Origin of the sequence: Yinghuangia aomiensis (assembly GCF_039542225.1) — a bacterium.
GTDB lineage: Bacteria > Actinomycetota > Actinomycetes > Streptomycetales > Streptomycetaceae > Yinghuangia > Yinghuangia aomiensis.
Window position 1 is genome coordinate 203,040 of sequence record NZ_BAABHS010000005.1, and the last position, 23,779, is coordinate 226,818.

14 protein-coding genes are annotated in these 23,779 nt (G+C 69.7%); 4 read left to right on the plus strand and 10 right to left on the minus strand.

Annotated elements, in window-relative coordinates; translation table 11 throughout:
* Positions 1–18 precede the first annotated feature (18 nt).
* The 5 genes from drmB to ABEA93_RS08925 all read right to left on the minus strand — a co-directional run bounded on the left by drmB (position 19) and on the right by ABEA93_RS08925 (position 12,275).
* The gene (gene drmB / locus ABEA93_RS08905; protein WP_345674809.1) at positions 19–1,866 is read right to left on the minus strand and encodes a DrmB family protein; all 1,848 of its coding nucleotides are present in this window, start codon (positions 1,864–1,866) and stop codon (positions 19–21) included.
* Positions 1,863–5,093, minus strand: coding sequence for a helicase-related protein (locus ABEA93_RS08910; protein WP_345674810.1), 3,231 nt, complete (start codon positions 5,091–5,093; stop codon positions 1,863–1,865). The genes drmB and ABEA93_RS08910 overlap by 4 nt, the downstream gene beginning before the upstream one ends.
* Complete coding sequence (locus tag ABEA93_RS08915; RefSeq protein ID WP_345674811.1) at positions 5,090–7,009, minus strand: UvrD-helicase domain-containing protein; 1,920 nt, start codon at positions 7,007–7,009, stop codon at positions 5,090–5,092. The genes ABEA93_RS08910 and ABEA93_RS08915 overlap by 4 nt, the downstream gene beginning before the upstream one ends.
* Positions 7,006–11,730, minus strand: a complete 4,725-nt coding sequence (locus tag ABEA93_RS08920) for a DEAD/DEAH box helicase (protein WP_345674812.1) — start codon at positions 11,728–11,730, stop codon at positions 7,006–7,008. The genes ABEA93_RS08915 and ABEA93_RS08920 overlap by 4 nt, the downstream gene beginning before the upstream one ends.
* Before the next feature lie 191 nt (positions 11,731–11,921).
* The gene (locus tag ABEA93_RS08925) at positions 11,922–12,275 is read right to left on the minus strand and encodes a hypothetical protein (RefSeq protein WP_345674813.1); all 354 of its coding nucleotides are present in this window, start codon (positions 12,273–12,275) and stop codon (positions 11,922–11,924) included.
* 486 nt (positions 12,276–12,761) lie between these two features.
* Between ABEA93_RS08925 and ABEA93_RS08930 the strand changes: the two genes are divergently transcribed.
* The 4 genes from ABEA93_RS08930 to ABEA93_RS08945 all read left to right on the plus strand — a co-directional run bounded on the left by ABEA93_RS08930 (position 12,762) and on the right by ABEA93_RS08945 (position 18,142).
* Positions 12,762–14,873: a helix-turn-helix domain-containing protein gene (locus ABEA93_RS08930; protein WP_345674814.1), complete on the plus strand. Its 2,112-nt coding sequence runs from the start codon at positions 12,762–12,764 to the stop codon at positions 14,871–14,873.
* A gap of 5 nt (positions 14,874–14,878) precedes the next feature.
* Positions 14,879–15,844: a hypothetical protein gene (locus ABEA93_RS08935; RefSeq protein WP_345674815.1), complete on the plus strand. Its 966-nt coding sequence runs from the start codon at positions 14,879–14,881 to the stop codon at positions 15,842–15,844.
* Positions 15,841–16,746 carry a DUF6339 family protein gene (locus ABEA93_RS08940; protein ID WP_345674816.1) on the plus strand — a complete coding sequence of 302 codons (906 nt, stop codon included), beginning with the start codon at positions 15,841–15,843 and terminating at the stop codon, positions 16,744–16,746. Before ABEA93_RS08935 ends, ABEA93_RS08940 begins: the two co-directional genes overlap by 4 nt.
* Before the next feature lie 91 nt (positions 16,747–16,837).
* Positions 16,838–18,142 carry a hypothetical protein gene (locus tag ABEA93_RS08945; protein WP_345674817.1) on the plus strand — a complete coding sequence of 435 codons (1,305 nt, stop codon included), beginning with the start codon at positions 16,838–16,840 and terminating at the stop codon, positions 18,140–18,142.
* A 105-nt stretch (positions 18,143–18,247) separates the two neighbouring features.
* On the opposite strand, the gene iolD is transcribed toward ABEA93_RS08945, so the two are convergent.
* From iolD to ABEA93_RS08970, 5 genes are read right to left on the minus strand one after another with little or no spacing between them, the layout of a single operon-like run.
* Positions 18,248–20,119 (minus strand): 3D-(3,5/4)-trihydroxycyclohexane-1,2-dione acylhydrolase (decyclizing), encoded by a 1,872-nt coding sequence (iolD, locus tag ABEA93_RS08950; protein ID WP_345674818.1) that lies wholly within the window; start codon positions 20,117–20,119, stop codon positions 18,248–18,250.
* Complete coding sequence (gene iolB, locus ABEA93_RS08955) at positions 20,116–20,982, minus strand: 5-deoxy-glucuronate isomerase (protein WP_345674819.1); 867 nt, start codon at positions 20,980–20,982, stop codon at positions 20,116–20,118. The genes iolD and iolB overlap by 4 nt, the downstream gene beginning before the upstream one ends.
* A complete protein-coding gene (locus ABEA93_RS08960) occupies positions 20,979–21,875 on the minus strand; it encodes a Cgl0159 family (beta/alpha)8-fold protein (protein ID WP_345674820.1) in 897 nt (298 codons plus the stop codon). Before ABEA93_RS08960 ends, iolB begins: the two co-directional genes overlap by 4 nt.
* Positions 21,872–23,023 carry a 5-dehydro-2-deoxygluconokinase gene (gene iolC / locus ABEA93_RS08965; RefSeq protein ID WP_425584877.1) on the minus strand — a complete coding sequence of 384 codons (1,152 nt, stop codon included), beginning with the start codon at positions 23,021–23,023 and terminating at the stop codon, positions 21,872–21,874. Before iolC ends, ABEA93_RS08960 begins: the two co-directional genes overlap by 4 nt.
* The gene (locus ABEA93_RS08970; RefSeq protein ID WP_345674822.1) at positions 22,966–23,778 is read right to left on the minus strand and encodes a 6-phosphogluconolactonase; all 813 of its coding nucleotides are present in this window, start codon (positions 23,776–23,778) and stop codon (positions 22,966–22,968) included. The genes iolC and ABEA93_RS08970 overlap by 58 nt, the downstream gene beginning before the upstream one ends.
* Between the last annotated feature and the right edge of the window lies 1 nt (position 23,779).

Here is a 23,779-nt window from a genome sequence, read left to right on the forward strand (position 1 = left end):
GACCGGACGTTCGGCACGTCAAAAAAGGCCCGGCACCGCCCCGTCCGGCGTGCCGACGAGCGCGACCCGGTCGAGGAAGGCGTTGTTCGTCTCGCAGCTGGTCTCCGGAAGCAGGACGCACGCGTGGCAGGCCGCGAGATTGACACTTTCGGCGCCGCTCACCGCCGCCTCGGAACACAGGGGATCGTTGGAGCACCATGAGGCGCGAAGCAGCGCGGATTCCAACGAGGCGGCAAGACGCTCGGGTTCGCCCTGGGCGACGATTCCGCCGAGGCTCCCCGCCGAGTCGCTGGTCGCCGTGTAGATGAGGAAGCCCGCCATGTCGTCGCCGACGTACAGGCGCTCGCGCAGGGACGCGGCCGGGTAACCGCCGTCGAGGCTCCACTCGTTGACGAGCAGATGCGCCAGAGTGTGCACGGCCAGATAGCGAGGGGAAACCGGGGAGGGTGGTACGGGCCGGTCGGTGTTGGCATAGCGCTCTCGGAGCAACGCTTCGTGATTGCGTCGGATGCGTTCCGCACGAGCCCGCGGCTGGGGCTGCCGCTCCCATGCGTCGAGACGTTCCGAATCGAGGCGGACGAAGACGCCCTCCCCGCTGACCTCGATGGCAGGTAGCCAGCCCGGCTTCCCGAGAGCGAGCGCGGCCCGGCGCGAGCTGCTCGCGGGATCACCGACGGCCGGCTCCTCGACCCGGGTGAAGGAATGCAAGGCGCGGATCTCACGGACCCGCTTGACGAGCATGACCTGGCCGATGCCGTCCGGTGTTCCCGCACCCCCCGGCCGCTCGCAGACGAAGTCCTGGACTTCCTCGCGCCCGCCCTCCGAACGCTCGTGCTGGAGGGTCCGATATTCCTCCTGGTAGAGGACATCGCGCGGTGACGGCGCGGTGTGATCACCGGTCGGCTGTTCCGCTTCGGCCTCACGGACGCGCCGCACGGCGGCGATGGCATCGTCGACGGTCAGGCCTCGGTTCTTCTCCTCGAACTTCGAGATCCTCAGGAAGGTGCGGATGGCTTCCTCGGGCTCGTCCTGGATGTTGCCCCAATGGGGACCGAGTGCCTTGAGCACGCCGTCGCTCCACGGCGGAATGGACAGGGCCGAGTGGACCACCGGGTACCACACCGTGGAGGAACCACGCTGAAGGGTGCGCGGCGGTTCGCCGCACTCCTGCGCGGGAGCGTCCTTGAGCCAGGGGCGACGTCCGGTGCACCGAATGCCCAGGTCGCGCAGCGCCTGACTGCGGAAGGCCCCCTCCATGGACACCTCCTTGACCCCGCAGGTACAGCCGACGACGACACCGCGGAGGGACGCCGTGGAGCCTTCCGCGCGCAGTCGCAGTTTTCCTCCACAGGGGCCCGCCGATCCGGCGTCGCGCGGTGCCTGAGAAGAAGAGCGGTGGACCCACTTCCAGTACGGGAAGTCGTCGAGGTGGCCGTTGACGCAGGCCATCACGAAGCGGGACGGGACGAGATCCCGTTCGCATGCACCGCAAATCGCCTTGTCCCGCGGCGGGTTGAACTTCGAGTAGTACTGCAGCTCGCGGCATTCGGGGCACGAGTACAGCTGCGGGAACCGACGGGCGCGCACCCCGTCGCGGGCCTCGTCCGGGTCGACGGCAGGCGGCAATTTGAACTCGTGAACACCTGTCGCCCTGGTGAGGCGCGGCTCCCAGAGTGTTCGGGACCGGCTGACGTCCCAGGTGTCGAGTCCGGCGATCACGAAGGACTCGTTGTCGACCGCGATCATCGAACCGACACCGTAGGTGGTGACGACCTGGGCACGGCGGATCTCGCCGAGCCTGCGCAGGGTCGTGAGCGGCGCGCCGGGTCGGGCGGTTCCGCGCTTGCGCGGGGGCGGAGGGGTCATCGCTTCTCCAGGAAGAAGGTCGAAGAGGCATCCACGTCGCGCAGGCTCCACAACGTGGGCCAGCCCGCGCGTCCTTCCGGGACGTCGTTGTCGTACGAGACGAGAAGACCGGTCCTGCCACTCTTGGGGTGGGCCTCGTAGAGCAGATTCGGATCGTCGGCCGCAGCCGACCGCCACCAGTCGACGAACTCGTCGAAGGCGGCCGCGGTGGCCGCATGTTCGTCGGGCGCAACGTTGGCAACCCGTGCCAGCAGCGCATCGCGAACGGCACCGTCGACCCGGTCGACGAACTGTTCTATGCGGGCCGCCGCGGCATTCTCGCCCGCGCCCGGGATCGTCAACCGCGTCAATGCGACGATCACGGCGTGCAGACCGCGATCGCGGGCACGCGCCGAGAAGGGCGTAACACTGCTGGACTCGACCTCGCGGTAGAGGGCCGAGTGGAAGTGCTGGAAGCTCTCGTAGTGCGAACGGTCCCGGGAGCGAGTGGAGTTGAGCATCACGGCAACCAGTCCCGGATGACGTCGACCGACCCGGCTGGTGGCCTGGATGTATTCGGCGGTGGTCTGCGGCTGTCCCATGACCGCCATCAGGCCGAGACGATCGATGTCGACACCGACGGAGATCATGTTCGTGGCGAGCAGCACGTCGGTGGCGTCCGGGGACGGGAACCTGCGTTCGACGTCCTTGAGACGCTTGGGGATGTCGCTCGCGCCGGCCCGACTGCTCAGCTCCGTCACCGCCTCGGGACGACGCGGCTTCTCGACGCCGTCGCGAACGGCGAGTTGCTCCATACGGTCCTGCACGTCGTCGAGGACCTGGAGTTCGGCGGCGGACAACAGTCGCAGGCTGTTGAAGTAGCCGACCAACGTCCAGTAGGCGTCCTTGACCTCGTCGTCGGCGTCGCCGATGTGGATCTGGTGCAGCAGCGCGGCATAGGTACGGATCAGCAACGTCGCCTGGCTGGTGCTCGAGGTCAACAGGCCGATGTACCGACGGGTGGCTTTGTCCTCGCGGGGGGACTCGACCGCGAACCAGGAGTCGCGGGAGTCGAGTCCGGCCGGCGGGAACTGACGGACTTCGCGGTCGAACAGGTGCAGGCCCTGGTCCTCGGCGCGCCGGATGGTCGCCGTGGAGGCGATCACCTTGGGTCGGTTCGCCAGGATGTCCACCGCGGTCTCGTACAGCCCGGTGAGGGTGCCGAGCGGGCCGGAGATGAGGTGGAGTTCGTCCTGGACGATCAGCTCCGGTGGTTTGGTCTCCGCCAGATCGCGGTTGAACAGCGCGGCGGTCCGCTCCCGCCACGGCATGGACGCGAACTTGTCGACGGTGGCGATGATCAGCGTCGGATGGGCGGCGTAGATCGAGTCGTCGACCAGATGCACCGGGAGTCCGTCGCCGCGGTGGAACGCACAGTCCGCATCCGGACAGTGGACGTACATGCGGCCATGGTCCGGGACCGCTGCGTAGTTCGAGGCGTCGAGGCGGGTGCCGCACCAGGGGCACGCCTGGAGCTGGACCGGATTCTCCTTGTCGAGCGAGCGTCCGCCGGTGCGCAGCACGTCCAACTTCGCGGCGGCCGTCGCCAGGTCGTTCGGAGTTGCCGACTTCCCCACCCACATGCCGATGGAGATGCTGTCCCGTCCCAGCTCGGCCTCATGGCGGGAGCGGATCAGCTCCATGGCGCAGATCAGTGCGGTGGCGCGTTCGAACTGCTGGAGCGTCAGCAGTCTCAGTGTGTAGCGCATCAGCACGGTGACCCCACCGCCGTGCAGGGGATCTTCGAGGCGACGCAGGAAGGTGGTGAACGCGATCAGGCCGAGGTAGGCCTCCGTCTTGCCACCGCCGGTGGGGAACCAGAGCAGGTCGGCGATTCCGCGGTCGGGATGGTCGTCCTCGACGATGCCCGGCAGGCACAGCAGCAGGAAGCAGATTTGGAAGGGGCGCCAGTACTCTTTGCTTTCGTCCGCTCCGCCCGGCGGCTTGCCCGCCTTGACCCAGGATGTTCGTGCGCGTTGTTCGACCATGGCGCGGTTGGCGAGTCGGAACGCCCTCATCACGTGGGGGTGCGCGGGATCGGAAAGCAAGGCAAGGCCCGAACTCATGCGCGTGAGCGCGATCTCGCACGCGTCGATCTGTTCCTGCGCAGCGGCGTGGTACTCGGTGCCGGCCAGGGTCGCCGCCTCTGCCTTGCGTTCGTCGATCCAGGCCCGATAGCCGTCGAGAAGTACACCGAGAGCGTGCACCACCACATGCGGATCGGCAGTGCCGAGACCCTGCATGGAGAGCGCGTCCACGACGATGGAGCGATTCGAGTCGGTCTGCAGCACCTCGTGCACGGGCACGAATTCGGTTCGGACCTCCGCGACGGCGGCACGCACCGCGGTTGCGGCACCGATCGGCGGAGGCGTCCAGTCCCAAGCAGCCGCGCAACCATGACCGGTGGCGAACCCGGGAGCGTGCCGATGGAGCAACCGGCTCAGCATCAACTCCCGGTCCCGACTTCCGGAAGAGGTACGACGTTCCACGAACGGCTCGACACCGATGGTGAGTGCACGAACCCGGAGAACCAGTTGGTAGAAGCAGACGGCGTCCTTCAGCGCTCCGGCGCCGACCGTGTGGGTGTTGATCAGCGTGACGGTGACCGTGACGGTCCCGTGCTCGCCTCGGGGACGCACCAGGACGCGCAGTTCGAGTCCCTCGGCGAGCGGGTGTCCGACCGTGTCCGGCCTTGTCACGTCCACCGCGACATCGGGTAGGTCGAGCGGCACCCGACGCCAGCGCTCGCGTTGCTCCCGGGTGCTGCGGGCCTCTATGCGCGACGCGACGACGGGGTTGCCGTCGGCGTCCTCGGGCCGGTAGACGGCGGCTGTGGTCCGCACCACGATCCGCTCCGCCACCGCCGGGTCTACGGCAAAGGTGAGCCCCATCGAGGACGGCCGCCGAACGTTGGCAAGCGAAATGCTGCGCTCGACCGCGTCCTCCTCGCCGTCGCCGCCGCGCACGAGCGCGAGAGTGTCGTCTCCGTCGGTCTCGTAGCCCTCCCGGCTGTCGCGAACTCCCTCCGGCGTCTCCTGGGGGAACAGGACGCCGACCGGATACATCGTCACCGGTGCGTCGTCCTTGAGGATCTCCTCCTCGCCGCCGGCCGGCCCCAGAAGGTCCAGGCGGAGAGCAGCGGCGAGCCGATCGCGCAGGACGTAGTAGTCGTGGATGGAGGTGCTCATGAGGGCCTTCGCTCCGTGTCCGAGTCGTCCGACGGGTCGGTCCAGTCGAAACGCCCGAGGCCGCCGATGCGGGGTGCCAGCCAGGCTCCCGAACTGCCCAGCCCGGCACGCTCGGACGCGGCGTCGCTGCCCGCGACGGTTTCGACGCAGTCGATGTGGAGGCCGGTGATCCGGCCGGGGAGGCCGTAGTCGGACCACTTGCCGCCGTTGCCGAGCATGAGATGCAGGGCGCGACGGAAAGTCTCCGATACCTCACCGACCGGGCGCCCGTCGTGGAGGACCGCATACGGAGGAGTCTGCTCCGCGCCTTCGGGCATCCGGTGCAGCAATGCCAGCTCGACGGCATCGCCGTCGCGGACCTCGTGGGCGAGACGACGCCGCACCTCGACGGGGTCGACCGCGATGTTGCGTACCCCCGGCGGATGCTCGTGGCAGACGTCATGGCCGAGTGCCTCGATGCCGTTGCGGGCCCACGATCGGCCGCCCCCGATGTACCACCGGTCCAGACGCTTGTCCTTGCGGATCAGCCAGGTGTTGGGACGGTCGAGGCGGTAGAGGTCGTCGCGAGGCCTGGTCATGGCGACGTAGAGAAGGCGGGCTTCGGCAGACGGGTCGTACTCGATCTTCTTCTTGGCCACAGCCTTGGGTCGCCGCAGCTCCACCGGCTCCGGCACCAGGACGCGATCGAACTCCAGACCCTTGGCCCGGTGCACCGACGAGACGACCAGCGACGCCAGCTCGGCCGCCGTGAGTTCGTCGGGTAGCCGCCGCTCCGACACGGCCAGGCGCAACGCGGCAAGCTCGACGCGGCCGCGTCGGTGGCCGGTGACCCGCCGTATCGCTCGGGCGAGCACCGTCGGGTCCAGGTCCGGCCGCGGGTCCAGTTCGGCTACCAGGTCGGCGAAGCGTGCCTCGGAGATGTCGGCCGCGTCGGTGGCCGCGAGCAGCCCGGCGATCCAGGGAGGTGCGGGACGATCACGGACGGAGCGTCGGAGCCGGTGGCTCACCCCGGCCTTGTGCAAGGTGTCGCTTATGGAGAGCGCTTGGCCGTTGTCCCGGCACAGGATCGCCGTCGTCCCGTCGAAGTACCGGAGCGAGTCCAGGACGAAGGTATTGTCCAGTGTGCCGAAGTGGGGGGCCTCGTCGAGCAGGAGTCGCAACTCCCGGTGGATCTCCTCGGCCTGTACCTCCGCCGGGTCACGGTCGGCGGCCAACCGCTGCAGACGTGGACCGTACGGGAGGGCGACCCGGGCCTGCGGAGTCCGGGCGCGGAAGTTGTCGTCGAGGCGGATCTCGACCAAGTCCTCGGCGAACGAGCCCCGGATCCAATCGAAGAAGTAGTTCGTCTCCTGCGCCCGTGCGTCCGGGTCGGCGACCTGGAAGCCGTAGACGGCTTGGGCGCCGTCCCCGACCACCGTGAATCCACTCTGTTCCCGGAAGCGGTCGAGGATCACCTCGACCATCTCCCGCCGCACCCCGACGAGATCCTGGACCTCGTCGATCAACACGTGGGCGGGAGCACCGAACTCGCCCTCCTCCAGAGCCCCTTGTTCAACGGCCTCGGTGGCCGCCGTGATGCGCTGATCGAAGGTGCTCTTCGACCAGTCGCGTTCCGGATACGCCCGGCGCAGCAGGGCTGCCGCCCACGAGTCGAAGGTCTGGGCCCGCACGCGACGGGCGGCGTCGGCGTGGTTGTCGATCCGCTCGCGCAGCTCGCGCACCGCGGCTCGGGAGAAGCTGAGGACGAGGATCTCGTGCGCCTCCAGTTCCTCCCGTTCGACCAACGCCTCCAAGCGGCGAACGAGCGTGTGTGTCTTTCCGGCGCCCGCGCCCGCCGTGACCAGCGTGCGGGCGTCCCACGGCTGGTCGACGACGGACCGCTGCGCAGCGGTGAGCGGATGCTGCAGGTCCGTCACCTTGCCTCGTTCCACAGGTAGTCGAACTGAGTGAAGGCCAGATCACCCTGGAAATTGACCACGTTGTCGCGGACGTTGAGGATCAGGCAAGTCGGCGTCCCGTTGTTCTTTGGTCCTCGCAGACCGCGGCCGATCATCTGCTGATACACGTTCGGACTGTACGTGGGCCGGGCGACGACGACCGCACACGTGGCGGGGGCGTCGAAGCCCTGGGCCAGGACCCCGTAATTCGTGAGCACCTGAGTGCGGCCCTTGCGGAAGTCCTCGATCCGCTTGCGGCGCTCGGCCACGGGCGTGGCCGAGTCGATCGCCGCCGCGCGAATCTGCCGGTCGTTCAGCTTGGCGGCCAGGAACTTGGCATGGGCGACCGACGTGGCGAAGACCAGGATCGGCCAGTCCTTGGGCAGGTTCTCGATCTCGTCGATGATGCGCAGGTTGCGGTCCCGGTCCTCGGCGAGGCGCTGCTCGGCGCGCTTGGGCAGCACACCGAATTGCTGGGAACTGGAGATCTCGTCGGAACTGAGCCGGATCTCGGCGCCCAAGAGTTCCCGGTGCCTCACACGAGCCAGGACGCCGAGGTCCTGAAGCCGTCGAATGGCTTCATTCTGGTCGCCACCGAAGACGTCGACGTCGAGACGGGTCCCGAACTGGCGCACCAAACGCCGGGTCAGGTCCTCGTTGTTCCGGTAGGGGGTTGCGGTGAGACCGACCAGGTGGCGACGCGTCGTCGGCGCGTCGACGCCCAGGTGCTCGAAGATCCGCGAGTACCGGCGCGAAGTGGCCCGATGCGCCTCGTCGACGATGACCAAGGCGGCGTCCCGCAGCCAGGCGTAGTCGTCCTGACCGAGCACACTCTCCAGTTTGGCGTCGGTGGCCACGACCAGATGCGGCTCGCCCGTCACCGGCGAGGACTCGTTGGACGACCAGAGGCGGCTGATGACCAGCGGCATCTCGGCGCCCACCTTCGACCAAACGAACCGCCAGCTCTGCACGGCCTGTTCACACAATTCGTCGCTCTCCGCGATCCACAGCACCGGCCCGGGAAGCTCGCCGCGTTTCCGGATCCACCGGATCACCGCCTCGGAGGTGACGCGCGTCTTGCCGGCTCCGGTCGGGATGGACATCATGCCGCGCTGCGGCGCCGGGTTGTCCAACAGCCGCTGGAGTGCTTGTGCCAGCTGTTCCTGGTAGTCGTGGAGGCCGGGAAACTCGGACGGGCCCTCCACCTGAATGCGCGCCTCCAGCGGCGGCACCCGGGAACCGGCGAACGAGTCGGGGAACCCCAGATCGGTGACGAACTTCAGCGCCTTGGCATCGCCGGTGAAGCTGCTCGGCGCGTTGCCGGGGAACGCGAGCGCCAGGTCCCGGCTGTGAACGCGGAGGATCTCCTCACCGTGGGAGTTGAAGGCCAGTTCGGCGATGCGCCGGGCATCGGGTTGTTCGCCGCCGCGCTCCGCGATCTCACTGTCGAGAAGACCCGGCGGCAGCTCGGTGCGCAATTCCTCCTCGCCGATCAACAAGGCGATCTTGTCGATGACGCTCTCGGCCTCGACGATCTTCCGGAGCCGCGCCCGGGTCTCCCGGTCCTGCTCCTGCCGTGTCTGGAGGTCCAGCACCCCCTTGCAGCCGTGGGCGTCGAGCTTCCAGTCGAACTCCCGGTCGGCGGCCATCAGGACGTCGATCGGGGAAAGCGAGTCGAGCACCAGCAGCGTCGACCCGTTGCGGGCCGAGGACAACGGCTTCAGGTCGACGCCACGCGGTGTGCGGATCTCCTGCTCCAGCTCGCCGCAGCGCTGGACTTTACGATTCTCCACGGCTTTGCCGAGGCGCTGTCGCAGTGGCGGGAATTCGTCGACCAGCAACGTCGGCCGGGTTGTCCCGGCCTTGCGGAGCTGCTTGCTGATGACGTCCGCGACCTTGAGCATCCCCCACTGCTCGATCATCTGTGCCGCGGCCGCGGCGTCGGCCTTGTCCGCGACCAGCAGTGCGGGAAGCTGCTCGCGGACGAGTTCGCCGAAGTCGGCCTCGGACGTCGCCACGACGATCTCCGCGTCGGAACGGACCTCCCAGGATGCCCCCACGCGGCAGCGGGTCAGGGCCGCCTCGGGGAACTCCATGCCGACCCGCAGCATCAGGGCGTAGGCGCGACCGATGAACACGTCGTCCTCGCTGACCAGCACGCGATCCAACAGAGCGTGCCAGCGGTTCGCGGGCACCTCCTCGGGGGTGGACGGCATGCGGAGCTTCAGAGCCTTCGACTCCGAAATATCGGTGACGACGGGCAGGACCTGCGCGTAGGACTTGAGCTGCGGGCCGACCGCCTCGCGCACCGAGGTCAAGCCCAGCGACGTACGCACCAAGCCATACTTGGCCAGCATCCAGCGCAGCGGGGAGATCACTTCGGCGCGGCTGTTGACGGAGGCACCGTACGCGCGCGTCCAGCTCTCGACGACGCCGGCATCCGGGATTGCCGCGACGAACGCGGCGCGCCCCTCCTCCGACAGGCGCGGCAGGAGATCCAAGGGGCCGGCCGGCGCGGTCCCCTCCACGACGAGCCGGTTGATGTTCGTCCGGGGGGCGTCCGCGGCGAGCCGGCGCAGGTACTGGTCGTGCACCGCTTGGCGGTACTCCTCGAACCACCACTGGCGCTTCGGGTCGTGCGCGACGCGAGGCCGGTCGCTCAGCGAGAGGTCGCGAAAGATCGCGACGTCGGCACCGTGGAAATCCATGTCGACGGCGATCGAGGCGTCCCTGCTCCCGTCCCCGGGCACGACGACGCCCGGCAGCAGGCACAAATCCATGCGGCGGAAGCGTCCGTCGATCGTGCGGACGTGGAGCGTGGCCGCGGCGTCCGGGTAGCGGGAGCGGATGCGGTCCACCTGGGCGTTGCCGCCGGCGCTGCGCAGCAACATCCAGAACTGGCTCCAGAGTTCCGGGGTGTAATTGTCGAAACCCTGGTCGAGAACGCCCTGGAAACGGCCGTGGGCATCGGCGATGCGAATGCCGAGGGTGTGCAGGTGGCGCTGCATCTCCATCCGGTCGGAGATGGACGTGTGCACGTAGACCATGTCGTCGCGCAGTTCGTCCTCGCCCGTGCGGTGGAAGACCTTCCCCGCCACAGGAGCCACCATCCCATGGGCTTCGGTGAGCACGATGCGGGAACTGCGTGCGGCTTCCAGCGTGTCCCGGTCACAGCCCTGTTCCACCATCGCCGCGAGGATGCGGATGGCATGGCAGGAAGACTCGGCGGTGCGGTCCGCGACCAAGGCCTCCAGCCAGGTGCGCACGGTTTCCGTCGACTTCCTGGCTGCCAAGAGGATGTGCTGCATCTTGCCGTGGCGCAGCGGATTCGCCTCGACCGACGGGTGCACCCAGTCGCGTGGGCGCCCGGGATACTCGGCCCAGATGTCCAGCCATTCCGGCTTCAGCTTCTCCGGGTGGACGTGCAGGTCCCGAGGTACGCGGAGGAGCCCGTCCTGGTCCGGCAGGGAGGGCAACTGCGCAGCCGCGTCCCAGACGTGACGGATGAAGTACTCCTCGGCCCAGTTGACGGCTTCCTTGGCCCGGCCGGGCAGCAGTGGCAAGTAGGCGGCGGGATCCTCCTTGCGGGACAGCCGGGGCAGGGAGGTGACCACCACACGCGCCGCGACCTGGAGTAGTTCCCGGTTGAAGGAGCTGCCGTCGAGGAGGTTCTGGCGGTCCTCGTTGGTCTTCCACGCCGCGTTCAGATATCCCGTCACGGACACCGGGTACTTGGTGGGGAAGTAGGACCAGAACTGGCCGCGCCCCGTGGGCACCGTCAGCAGCCCGTCCTTCTCGACGTACGCGGGAACCGCCCACGAGACATCGATGATGCTGCGGTCGTGTAGTTCACCGGCGCTGCCCCTGGCTTCCTTGGTGGGTACGTGGGCGACCGAGAAAACGTTCCATTCGCTGACCGCTTCCTTGATCCCGGTGCCGACCTCGCGGATGATCCGCCGCTCGCCGGAGACCTGCACCGTCAACTTGCGGCGACGGATGGGACGCACCCGGCGGTCTTCGAGCAGTACCTCTCCGACGTGCGAGGAGAAGATTTGGAAGCCGGCGGGGAAGGGGTCGGTCACGCGGCCATCGCCATGCCGGTGGCCGCTTATGTCGTATCCCAGGCGGTCGGCCGCCCCCGGCAGCAGGGGAAGCTTGACCACGGTCGTCGCCCAGGCCAGGAGTTCCCGCAGGACGTCGTCCCGGTCGAGTTCCTCCTCGCGGTCCAAGGGACGAGCCATCCGCAGCACCGGGGTGTCCATGTCGAGAGGCTGTCGACTCCCGAGCGCCTCGGCGATCCGGTCGGCCGACCAGGCCCGGTCGAAACCGAAGCAGCCGCTGCTGCTGAAGAACTGAGGAGCGTCCGTCACCGACAACACCGACTTCACACCAACCCCGAAGCGTCCGATCTGGCCACCGCGCTTGCGGGAGACGCTCATGCGCAGAATCGTGTCTGCACCCTGAGGGGTGACGGGGGTGCCCTGGTTGGCGCAGTAGAGGGTGTCGTCGGTCAGGACCACGGCCAGCCGGCCGCCGGGTTCGGCGGCGACCTCGTCCGCGCCGTTCTGCACCAGCTCGAACAACTGGCGCTCGCCGTAACCGCCTTGCGTGATGCGCAGCTCGCTGTTGGCGTGTTCCTGCACCAGGCCGGGGTCGATCCGATACGTCTCCAGCGTGCGTGTCGATTGCTCCAGAATCATCCGAATCACCGCGGCATCCGCGTCCTGCGAAAACGTCCGATCGCTCACGATCCCCCTACCTCCTGCCCGGGCATGCCCCCGGACCACCTGTCATGACGAAGCTCGACGGACAACGGAAACGCCGTGGACCGGACGGCGGTGCGGAGAACCCGATCGGATCGGGTCCTCCGCACCGCCGTCCCATGCCGGCGCTACTCCTCGAAGGCGGTGATGACGATCCGGACACGGCGCGCACCCGGACGCCCCGGCCCGGAAGCGGCAGGCCCCCGCGACGGCGGGGCGGACCGGTGCCCTCGCCGCCCACGGATCTCGACACGGACGACGACGACGGACTCGCGCTCCGCCGTCGCATTCGCCGCTTCCTGCGATGCGTCGGTCGACGACCGCCGCATCCACTCGTGGGCGGCGACCTTCGCCTTCCACCCCTGCAGCGTCAGCCCGAGCGCCGCGAGGAGGTCGGACTGCAACTGGGGGTCTTCCATGGAGTTGTACGCCCGGATCAGCGACGCGAAGTCGTCGTCGCCGGACGGGGAACTCGGGGTCACGACAGCCTCCTGGGCATGGCGAGGTCGAGAGCGGTGCATTGGTGAGCGGTGCGCTGGTGTCGCCGCGAGCCCGTCCACCGGACGGTGGCACGTCATGCAGCCGGAGGGGACACACGATCCATGTGCAGTTGCCGTACAGAGCACGCCGAATTAAACCCACAAGTACCTCAACTGGCCGACAGTCTCAGGTAGTTGCTGGCACATCAAGTTGTAGCAGGAGACGTCGCGCCGCGTCCAACCCACTTTCTGCGAGGGCGACTCCCGCCAACCGCACTCCAATCACACCGCACCCAAAGGGAGTTACCCGATAGTCGGATGAGTCTGGCCATCCTCGAGCCACACCTGCTGGCGCACACCGATACAGCTCCACGACAAATCCCTTTGACGGACTGCCGCGTGTCAAAATCGACTGCTAGCATGCGCCTGACCAGCACGAACAAGCTTGTGCCCCAAGGGGCTACGGCTCGACGGAGGGAAACAGCCCCGGTGGTCGACGAAACGGAAGACTTCGGCCCCTGGCTCGCGAGGCAACTCCGACGCCATGGCATGACCCAGTCCGAACTCGCGGCCACGCTCCAGGTCACCAGGGCTGCGGTGTCCGCATGGATCACCGGCCGGGCACACCCCCGCCCGGAGACCGTGCGCCTGATCGCCGCCGCGTTCGCCACCGATCTCGCCACCGTGTACGAGCGCACCACCGACGTCGTCGCCGGACGGCCGGTGACGTGGTACCACCGTCCCGCACACGCCGACGGGGGACGGGAGTTCGGCAACGCGGCCGCCTTCGCTTTCGACGCGGATCTCGGCGTGCTCGCCCGCGAGGCCACACAGAACTCGCTCGACGAACGGCGCGACCCCACGCGATCGGTCCGCGTCCGCTACATCCTCCACGAACTCACCGGTGAGCATCTTGGCAGTTTTCTGAGCGCCCTGCAGTGGGAATCGCTCAAGCCGCACTACGCCGCCGCCATGGCCACCGATCAGAAAGTCGGACGGGCGCTCGCCGAGGGGCTCCGGGAGATGGAAGCCTCCGGCTCACTCCTGCTGCTGCGGATCGACGACCACAACGCCAACGGACTCACCGGCCCCGAGTACGACGACGGCCGCTTCTCGGCTGTCGTCCGACGTCAACTCGACAGTCACAAGGGCGACAATCGCCGCGCCGGCGGCTCGTACGGCCTGGGCAAAGCCACCCTGTGGGCGGCCAGTCGGCTCGGCCTCGTCCTCATGAACAGCACCCTCTCGGTCCCCCACGAGGGCCGTACGGCAAGGCGGTTGATAGGTCGCCTGGACCTGCCCTGGCGCGAGGTCGACGACGAGGCGTTCGCCGGACCCGCCTGGTTCGGCGAACCGGACAGCGACCCGGCTTTCGAGAACGTGTCCCGCTCCTGGTGGGGCACCGAACAGGAGGCCACAAGCCTCCATCTGGAGCGCGAGGGCGAAGACCCCGGAACCTCGTTCCTGGTGGTCGGTGCCCACGACGCCGCCGCCGTCGCGGCAGGCGACGAGGGTCTCCAAGCGATGCACGACAAGCTTTGCGACTCGTTGGCCGAGAACTTCTGGGCCGCGATGACCGGAACCGACACGGCGCCACCGCTGCTCGAGGCGTCGGTGCGAACTCTGCGCAACGGGGCCGAGTTGATTCCCGAGACACGCGTCAGCCCGGAGCAACGCCGCCCCGCGTTGGCGCGCGCTCTGCGTGCCTACCTCACCGGTGAGACCGTCGCCACGCTCTCCGGCCGAACCGATGTGGTCGAGCGGGCGGTGCGGCTGACGGTGCCACCGCGGCGCGCCGACGGCAAGGGAGCCACGGCTGTCACCCACGACGCGGTCCTCCTGCTCACCCCCGCGGACGACAACGACCGGACGCACAGTCGGGTGGTGTCCATGCGAGGTAACCGCATGACCGTCACCAGCCGCAAACCGCGGGATCTCGGCCTCGGCGTGGAGCCCTTCCAAGCGGTTCTGCTCGCCGGCTTCGCCACCGCCCGCGACGGAGACGACGTCGTTCGCGCCGAGGTCTTCCTTCGCACCTCGGAACCGCCTGAGCACAACCGCTGGGAATGGACGGACGAGCTGTCCGACACGTACGTGCGCGGCGCGAAGAAGCGTCTCGACGAGTTCCGGGTGGCGGTCGACGACGCCGTGCGGGCGGTCGTCGGCGTGCGGGCCACCGCGCCCGCCGACGACGGCGGCCCCGAACTCCTGCGAAGTCTGCTGAAACTCGTTCCGGCAACCGGGGGTGGGCGGACGAGCGCCCGTCGCAGCCGCGGCTACCCCACCGTCGACGACATCGACGGCGAGGTCGACACCACCGGGGCATGGTCGCTGCGCGTCCGCGTCGCGGTTCCGCAGCAGGAAGACTCTTGGCACCTGACACCGATCGCGTGTTTCGGCTCCGGAATCCCCGTCCGCTGGGCGGAATTGACCGCCACGGAGAACTGTTCCTTCGCCGGCGACGTCCTGGTCGTGGCTCCGGGCGTCCGGTATGCCATGTTCGGCGGCGTCACGGACGTCGACAGCCACCCGGTGGCGGCCGAACGCACCAACATCACCGTGAGCCTGCGCAAGGCGGTCGAGGGAGCAGCACGTCGATGAGCCGAATGGTCTACCCCTACGCCATATTGAGTGGGCAGGTCGAGGCCGAGATCACTCGTGTCCGGGTCGACGGTCGTCCCCTCGATTACGCCAAGATCTCGCCCTCGCTGCGCACCGTAGCCCTCGACGCCGACCGTGACGGCTGGCAAGAGGCGGTGTGCGACGTCCGGGCGGTGCTTCCGGAAGAGGAGATCGCTTACGGCCCCTGGTCCGAACTCGCCTGCGTGGCCGTCCTGGAAGAGCCGTCGACCAACACCAGAACCGTCCAACGACTGGCCCGAGACCGCGCTTCCGGAACCTGGCAAGGCGCCGTACGACTGCGCCGATCGCGACATCGATCCCGTGCCACCCTCGGCATTCGCGTCGTAGCGGCGGTGGACGGCGTACGAGGGCGCATCGTCGGGTGGAGCGAAACCGACTGGGTGATCGATCTCCGCGCCGAAATCCCCGTCCGCGACAAGGAAATCCGCATCGTCGAGACCGATTTCCGCGATGGCCCTTACGTCTGGCTGCGTCGGCTCAAGGACGCACCCTGGATGGTCGATGTCTCCGGTGACCTACCCACCGTCTACCTGAACCGGGGAGTCGAGGGGCTGACCGCTCTCCTGCGGGGTAGCGGCACCGTCGAGAGGGCCACCGCCGCTCTCCTCAACGCCCAGATCGTCAGCGACGTGTGGGAAACGATGTTCCACTCAGCCGTGAGCGACATCGACTCCGACGAGGAAGGTCGGCCGCGGATGCCCGGCGGTTGGCGCGAGTCCGTCCTCGAAGCAATGCTGCCGGACGTCCTGCCCGGGCTCTCCCCCGCGGACGCGATAGTCGAATTGCGGGCGCGACGCGAGGAGGGCTACGGCTGGACCGAGCTGCAGTCCCGCATCCAGTACGCGGCCGCGCTGCGCGCCCAGCTGCCCAAACAGCTCGCCGCGACACTGCGTCTCACCGCCCGCCCGCCCCAGGGAGACCACCGGTGAAGTTCGAACACGCCACCCGGGATCGCCTCGCCCTACTGCCGGTTGGGGTGGCCACCCGTCACCTCGACCAGGCCGTGCTGTCCGGCTCCGAACCGCCTGCTCAAGTCGCTCTGCTCCGCGCCGCGACCGTGATCGCCGACCCCTCGGCGCGGTGGAACACCACTCCGATCCGGGAGCTTACGGAGCAGGCCACGACCCGCTTCGCGGGCGACCGTGCCGCCGCCGATGCCTGGCTCGCGCCGCGCTTGCACGCGACCCTGCGGCTGACCAGGAGTGAAGCTGCCGACAAGGATCTGTGGGCGTACCTCGCCATGGTCGTCGCTCCCGACTACGTCCTGTGGCGACACCTCCCGACGAGCGGTGAGAACAGCCGACGGACTCCCGCGGTCCAGGCTTCCCGATTCGTCGGTGGCACCTCGGTGCAGGCGTTCGCAAGGCTCTGGTGGGCGGCCGAGATGTGCCGAGACGGCGCCGACTACGCGCCCGTCGAGGCGGCCTGCGCCCACCAGGACTTCCTCAATACCGCCCTGCGCCTGGACATCATGGACCACCGTCCGACCACGCTCGCCGTGCTCCGGGTCGTGGAAAACCTGGCCGCGGCCGGCGCTCCCCGACTCGGCGACCAGGTGAACGCGCTCTGCAAGGCCATCGGCATCGCCGGCAGCACGCTGATGTACGAAATGATCGGGCCCGACGAACTCCCTGACGACGCGGAACTGTTGGCCTGGATCGACGACGCCGACTCCGCTCCCCCGGTGCCCTGGGACCGACTCCCCGACGGCCCCGACGACGGCTCCGCTCCCACCTCGTCCGTCGACGCTCTCACGCACCTCTTCGAGGACATCAACCAACATCTGGGCCGCCTGCGGGACCGAAGTCGTACGTTGACGTCTCTCGGGTGACGGAGCATGCATGCCACGGCGTGGGTTCCGGAGGGCCGCGACGCAACTACTGCTGCCAGCCTATCGTTTGGCTCATCACCAAGGGAGATGCATGAGCGTCGAAGAGCCTTCGGCTGTGCCTGTGTGGACGCTGGCCACGTCCGATGACCCCACCCTTCCGGCGGTGGCCGACGGAAGCGCGCTCACACCCGACCGCTTGACCGAACTGCGTACCGCGCTGGCCGCGTTCTCGTCGGCCCCGCTGGTGACGCTGGAGGCTCATCCGCTGCCGAAGCAGCGCGACCGGGCGGGGGGCCTGCCGCTGGACGCGTTGAGCCCGCTCGCGCAGGAGCTTTCGCGGCTGGTGGCGGCCCAAGCGAACGCCGTGCCCGCGGTCGCGAACGTCGCGAAGTCCGGTGAGGTGCTCTACCGCATGGTGGTGCCGGCGAAGGTTGCCGCGCAGGTCGGCAAGGGCCTCGTGAAGCCGATGGTGGCCCAAGGAACAACGAACGCCCTGCGCAGCCCCGTGATCGATGCAGCGACCAAGAAGATCGTCGCCGGTGCCGTCTTCGTTCCCGTCGAAACGGCGGCCGCCGGTGCCGCGGGCGGGGCCGCCGCCGGCACGGCCGCCGCAGGCGTGGCGATGACCGTTGCCGCGCCCCTGGTCCTGATGGCCGTGGCCGTCGGCGTAAGCGCCTACGCCGACCAGCAGCGGCAGAAGGCCATCGCGCACATAGCCGAGTTGCTGGAGAAGCTGCACGACGAGAAGTTGGCGCAGGAGCGCAACGATCTCGACGGCTGCCGCGATGCCATCGACAAGGCCACCGGGCTTTTGCTGGACCGCGGAAAGGTCGGTGCGTCGCTCGGTCTCGACTCCGCCGTGCACGCGATCAGCATCGCCACGGAGAATGCCGCCCGCCGAGTGGTGAAGTGGGAGAACGCCCTCGCCGCCATCGGCGACGACCCTGTCGATCTCGCCGACCTCGAGGCCGCGTTCCCCGGCATCACCGAAGACGGCGGCGAGTTCCGTACGCATCTCGAACTGGCGGCTCTCGCCATCGCGCTGAAGCGTCGAGTCGTCGTCCTGCAGGGCGTGGAGGCGGGGCAAAACGACCCGGACAACCCGTTCGAGAATTTTGTTCGGAGCCTAAAGACCGACCAGCAGCGGATCGACGATCTGGAAGCGCGCATCGGCAACGTTCTGCTGCGGCTGTCGGCCCTCGAACTGCGGTCTCCGAAAAGGATGATCGACAAGCTCATGACCCGAAAGCAGGTCGACGGCCTTCTCGAAGCCTCCTACCGGCTCCGCGCCCTCGGGGACGCAATCGCCGCGGGCAACGCAACCGCCGACGTCGTCATCGAGATCGAAAAGCACAGCGACGGAACGCTCACCGTGCTTCCGGCACACGCCCCCTGATCTCGGCAACACCCTGGGCCGTGCGCCCGGTCGATCACCCTCACAACCGACCGGGCACCGCCCCTCACAGCCCCCGCAGAGCCCCCACACCCCCGCCCAGCCCCCTCACAAAAGCGGCCGCTGCCCCCGCTTGGCCTCCTCGTAAGTCACCCGCGCCGCCCGCGTCGACTCCAGCTCCGACACCTCCGCCACCGGGACGTCCCACCATGCGTCCGACGACGGCGACGGCACGCCCGGGTCCGTCTCGACGTGGACCACCGTCGTTTCCGTCGAGGCCAGGGCCTCGGCGAAGGCCGAGCGGAACTCGGGCAGGGTCGTCGCCCGCAGGACGCGGGCGCCGAGGCTGGCGGCGTTCGCCGCCAGGTCGACCGGAAGCATGCCGCCTTCGTGGCGGTCGGTTTCGGCGTCGCGATAGCGGTAGTTGGTGCCGAAGCGCGCGGAGCCGAGGGATTCGGACAGGGCGCCGATCGAGGCGTAGCCGTGGTTCTCGACGAGCACGATCACCAGTTTGATGCCGTCGGCGACCGCGGTCGCGATCTCCTGCGCCATCATCAGGTAGGAGCCGTCGCCGACCATCACCACGACCTCGCGGTCCGGTGCGGCCATCTTGACGCCGAGGCCGCCCGCGACCTCGTAGCCCATGCACGAGAATCCGTACTCGACGTGGTAGCCCAGCGGGTCGGCCGGGCGCCACAGCTTGTGCAGGTCGCCGGGAAGCGATCCCGCCGCGCCCACGACCACGTCGCGCGGGCCCATCAGCGCGTTGGCCGCGCCGACGATTTCGCTCTGGCTGGGCAGGGGCGTGTGCGCGCGGTCGACGGCGGCCTGGGCGACCCGGTCCCAGCCCGCGGCGAGTTCGGCGGCTCGCGAACGGTGTACGTGTGGGACCTGCCAATCGGCGAGTTCCCGGTCGAAGGCCTCGATCGCGGCACGCGCGTCGGCGACCACCGAGACGCCGGCTTGCTTGGCGGCGTCGAAGGCGGCGATGTTGATGTTGACGAACCGTACCTCGGGGTCGGCGAACAGGGTGCGCGACGCGGTGGTGAAGTCCTGCCAGCGCGTGCCGATGCCGATGACCACGTCCGCGTCGCGGGCCAGCGCGTTCGCGGCGGTCGTGCCGGTGTGGCCGACCGCTCCGACCGCGGCCGGGTGGCCGTGCGGGAGCGCCGCCTTGCCCGCCTGGGTGACCGCGACCGGGATGCCGGTGCGGGCCGTGAACACGGCCAGCGCGTCCGACGCGTCGGAGTGCACGACCCCGCCGCCCGCCACGATCAGCGGACGCGCGGCGCCCCGCAGCAGCCGCAGCGCCGCGCCCAGGGACGCGTCGTCCGGTGCCGGACGGCGGATATGCCACACCCGATCCGCGAAGAACTCCTCGGGGAAGTCCCATGCTTCGGCCTGGACGTCCTGCGGCAGCGCCAGCGTGACGGCGCCGGTCTCGGCCTGGTCGGTGAGGGCGCGCATCGCCTGCGTCGCCGACGACAGCAACTGCTCCGGCCGCCAGACGCGGTCGAAGAACCGCGATACGGGGCGGAAGACGTCGTTGACGGAGATGTCGGCGGCGTAGGGGAGTTCGAGTTCCTGCAGGACCGGTGAGGCTGCCCGGGTGGCGAACGTGTCGCCCGGGAGCAGCAGGACCGGCAGCCGGTTGACGGTCGCCAGCGCCGCGCCGGTGACCATGTTGGTGGCGCCCGGGCCCACCGACGTCGTGCACGCCAGCGTCGAGAGCCGGCGCTTGGTGCGGGCGTACGCGACGGCGGCGTGCACCATCGCTTGTTCGTTGCGCGACTGGTGGTACGCCAGATCGCCCGGCTGCTGGAGCAGTGCCTGCCCGATCCCGGCCACGTTGCCGTGCCCGAAGATCCCGAAGCAGCCCTCGATCAGCCGCTGCCGGACGCCGTCGCGCTCGGTGTACTGCCGGGCGAGGAAGGCCACGAGCGCCTGGGCGGTCGTCAGCCGCCGCGTGCCGCGGCTCACCGCGCACCCCACGCGTCGCAGATCGGCACTCGCGCGTCGGTCTCCTGGGACTCCCACGACTCCCGCACCCAGTGGTGGTCGGGGTCGTCGCAGCAGGCCATGGTCCGCTCGGCGTGCGGCCCGGCGAGCACGTTGAGGTAGTACATCGGGTAGCCGGGGGCGGCCATCGACGGCCCGTGGTAGCCGCGCGGCACCAGGACGACGTCGCCCTGCCGGACCTCCGCCAGCGCGTCGGTACCGGAGCCGTAGACGCGCTGGTAGCCGAAGCCGGGGGCGGCCGCGGGGCTGCCGCCGATCTCGAAGTAGTAGATCTCCTCGAGAACGGCTTCGCCGTCGCGTGCCTCGTCGTGCTTGTGCGGCGGGTAGGACGACCAGTTGCCGTCCGGCGTCAGGACCTCCACCGCGACCAGCCGGTCGCAGGGAAAGCCGTCGGGCGAAGCGAAGTTGTTCACCTGGCGGGTCGCGCTGCCGGCGCCGCGGATCTCCACGGATACGTCCTCCGCGGCCCCGTAAGCGGCTTCCAGGCGCCGGTCGCATCGGGCGGCGGGCAGCGCGAACCGGCCGCCGGCCTCGGACGTGACGGTCACCTCGGCATCGCGCGGCACGTACGCGAAGTCCGTCACCCGCGCGAACACGTCGGCACGACCGGCCAGTTCGAAGGCCTTGCCGTCGACCGCCACCGAGCACGCGCCGGACAGCGGCAGCACGATCGCCTCGCTGTCCCCGGTCCCGAACGTCGCCGACCCGCCCGGGGCCAGCTCCAGCACCCGCAGCGAGCTGTACGCCCAGCCCGCGGCCTCCGGCGTCACCTCCACCGTGAAGCCGTCCGACCCCGTGGCGCCGTAGCGCAGGTGCAGGCTCATGCGTCGTCCCGCCCCAGCAGCGACACCGCGGTGTCGACGGCCTTGGCGACGTCGCCGTCGTGCGGGAACAGCATCGTGCGGCCGATGATCAGGCCGCGCACGTGCTCGATCTCCAGCGCCTTCTGCCACGACGCGTACATCGCGTCCACGTCGCCGCCGCCCTCGCCGCCGAGCAGCAGCGTCGGCATGGTGGTGGAGGCCATCATGCGCTCCATCTCGTCCACGACCGGCACCTTGAGCCAGGTGTACGCCGAGGTGCGGCCGAGGCCCGCGGCGATGTTGTTGACCCAGATCTGCGCGTCCGCGGTGAGGATGTTGCGGACCTTGCCGTTCTCCCGCACCGACTTGAACGGCTCGATCAGTGCCAGGAGTTCGCGCTCGGCGAGGTCGTTGACCGCGTTCGCGGTGCCGAGGAGCGTCTCGGCGGTGCCCTGTTCGGCGGGGTCGACGCGCAGCAGGACCTTGCCGCCGTCCAGGCCGCCCTCGGCGATGCCGCGCGCGTCGTAGCCGGTGAAGCGGTCGTCGAGTTCGAACGTCGCACCCGGAATGCCGCCGCGGTTCATCGACCCGAGGACCAGCTTGCCGTCCAACGCCCCCATCAGCATGAGGTCTTCGACGATGTCCGGGGTGCCGAGGAAGCCGTCGACGCCGGGCCGGGCGAGGGCCTCGGCGCAGCGGGCGAGGAGTTCGTGCCGGTCGCCCATCGCGGTCGGGTTGCCGCCCGCGGCGACAGCGCCGCGCGCCGGGTGGTCCGCGGCGAGGATGAACAGCGGCCGGGCGAAGCCCTCGCGCGCGAACCGGGGCCGGGCGTCCGCCGTCCGGCGGATCGCCGCCGGGTCGGTCAGCCGGGTGCGGACCACGGAAGCGATGGCGTTGCTGGTCTCGGTGCTCAACGGGATCCTCCGTTGTCGGTACGGGAGTCGGCGGCAGCCGGGATACCGGCCGACGCCGCACGGACAGGTGCCGTAAGAACAGGTGCCGCAGGAACAGGTGCCGCCTGAGCAGGCCGGTCGGCAGGTGCCTCGGGCGGGGCCGCGCCGGTGCGGATGAACTCGTCGAGTTCGCCGGTCGTCGGCATCGCGTCCGCGCAGGAGTGCCGGGAGGCGACCAAGGCGCCCGCGGCGTTGGCGAGTTCCAGCGTCCGGGCGAGCGGCAGTCCGGCCACCAGGCCGGACACCAGCGCGCCGCCGAACGCGTCGCCCGCGCCGAGGCCGTTGACGACGTCCACGGGCATGGGCGGCAGCCGGACTTCCTCGGACGGGGTGCGCGCGAGGACACCGTGCGGGCCCTGCTTGACCACGGCCAGGCGCAGGCCACGGGCGAGCAGCCGGTCGGCGGCCTCGTCCGGGTCGCGGGTGCCGACGGCGACCTCGACCTCGTCGCGGTTGCCGACGGCCACGGTCGCGTGCGTCAGGGCGCGGGCGTACCAGGCGGGTGCGTCCTCCGGGCGGGCCCAGAACATCGGCCGCCAGTCGAGGTCGAACACGGTCTCGTTGCCGGCCTCGTCGCGCGGCCGGTCGGCGATCGCCGCGAGGGTGGCGGTCCGGGACGGCTCGGCGGACAGGCCGCTGCCGGTCACCCACACGACGCGCGCGGCACGCAGCGCTTCCGCGTCCAGGTCGTCGGCCCGGATCCGCATGTCCGGCGCGTCGGGCCGGTAGAAGTACAGCGGGAAGTCGTCCGGCGGGAAGATCTCGCACAGCACCACCGGCGTCTGCGCGCCCGGCACCGTCACGACGAAGCGGTCGTCGACGCCGAAGCCGCGCAGCGCCGCGCGGACGAACCCGCCGAGCGGGTCGTCGCCGACGCCGGTGGTCACCGCGGAACGCAGCCCGTGCCGGGCCGCCGCCACCGCGACGTTCGTGGCGCTGCCGCCCAGGTACTTGGCGAACGTCCGCACCTCGGCGAGCCCGACGCCCACCTGCTCGGGGTAGAGGTCGACACCGACCCGGCCGAGCGTGACCAGGTCGAACCGGGGCGCGGTCACGCCGTTTCCCCGTCGGCCGCGGCCGCGTCCACGTACAGGTCCGGCTCGCGGCATTCGGCGACGAGCGTCGCCGGCCATGCCGGGTCGTAGCCGCCCGCGGCCGCCAGGCGCCGCACGGCCTCGCGCTTGTGCGCGCCGTGCACGACCATGACCGCGCGCCGCGAGTGCCGGACGATCGTGGCCACGCCGACCGTCACACCGTGCCGGGGCACCTCGTCGATCGAGGCGAAGTCCGGGAAAGTCCCCAGGTTGTCCTCGCGCGTGGTGTCCGCGAGTGCGACCACGCGGCTGATGCTGTCGGCGGCCGCTCCGGGCGGGTTGAAGGCGATGTGCCCGTCGGACGCGCCGGAGGCGAGGATGAACAGGTCGATGCCGCTCTCCGCGAGCCGCGCCTCGTACGCCGCCGGGTCGGCCGGGTCGGGGAACCACACCGAGGCCGCGGGGATGCCGCGGCCTTCGCCGACGGCCGCGTTCAGCGGGCCGACGATCTCGTCGGCGGCGAAGCGGTGGCACGAGTTGTGCGCGGTGTGGTCGACGTCGACGAACACGCCGGACGAGCCGTCGCCGACCGGCAGCACGTACTCGTCCATCATGGCGATCACCACGTGCCGCAGGTCGAGGCGGCGTTCGGCGGTCAGCGCGGCGAGCGCGTCGTAGACCGGCTTGGGGCTGCGGCCGCCCGGGCAGCCGAGCACGTAGCGGTGTCCGGCGGCCGCGGCCTTGGCGATTCCGTCCGCGATCTCCTCGGCGAGCGCCCGGCCGAGGTCGGCGGGGCCGGCGAAGACGCGCGGGCGAAGGGAGGCTGGCATG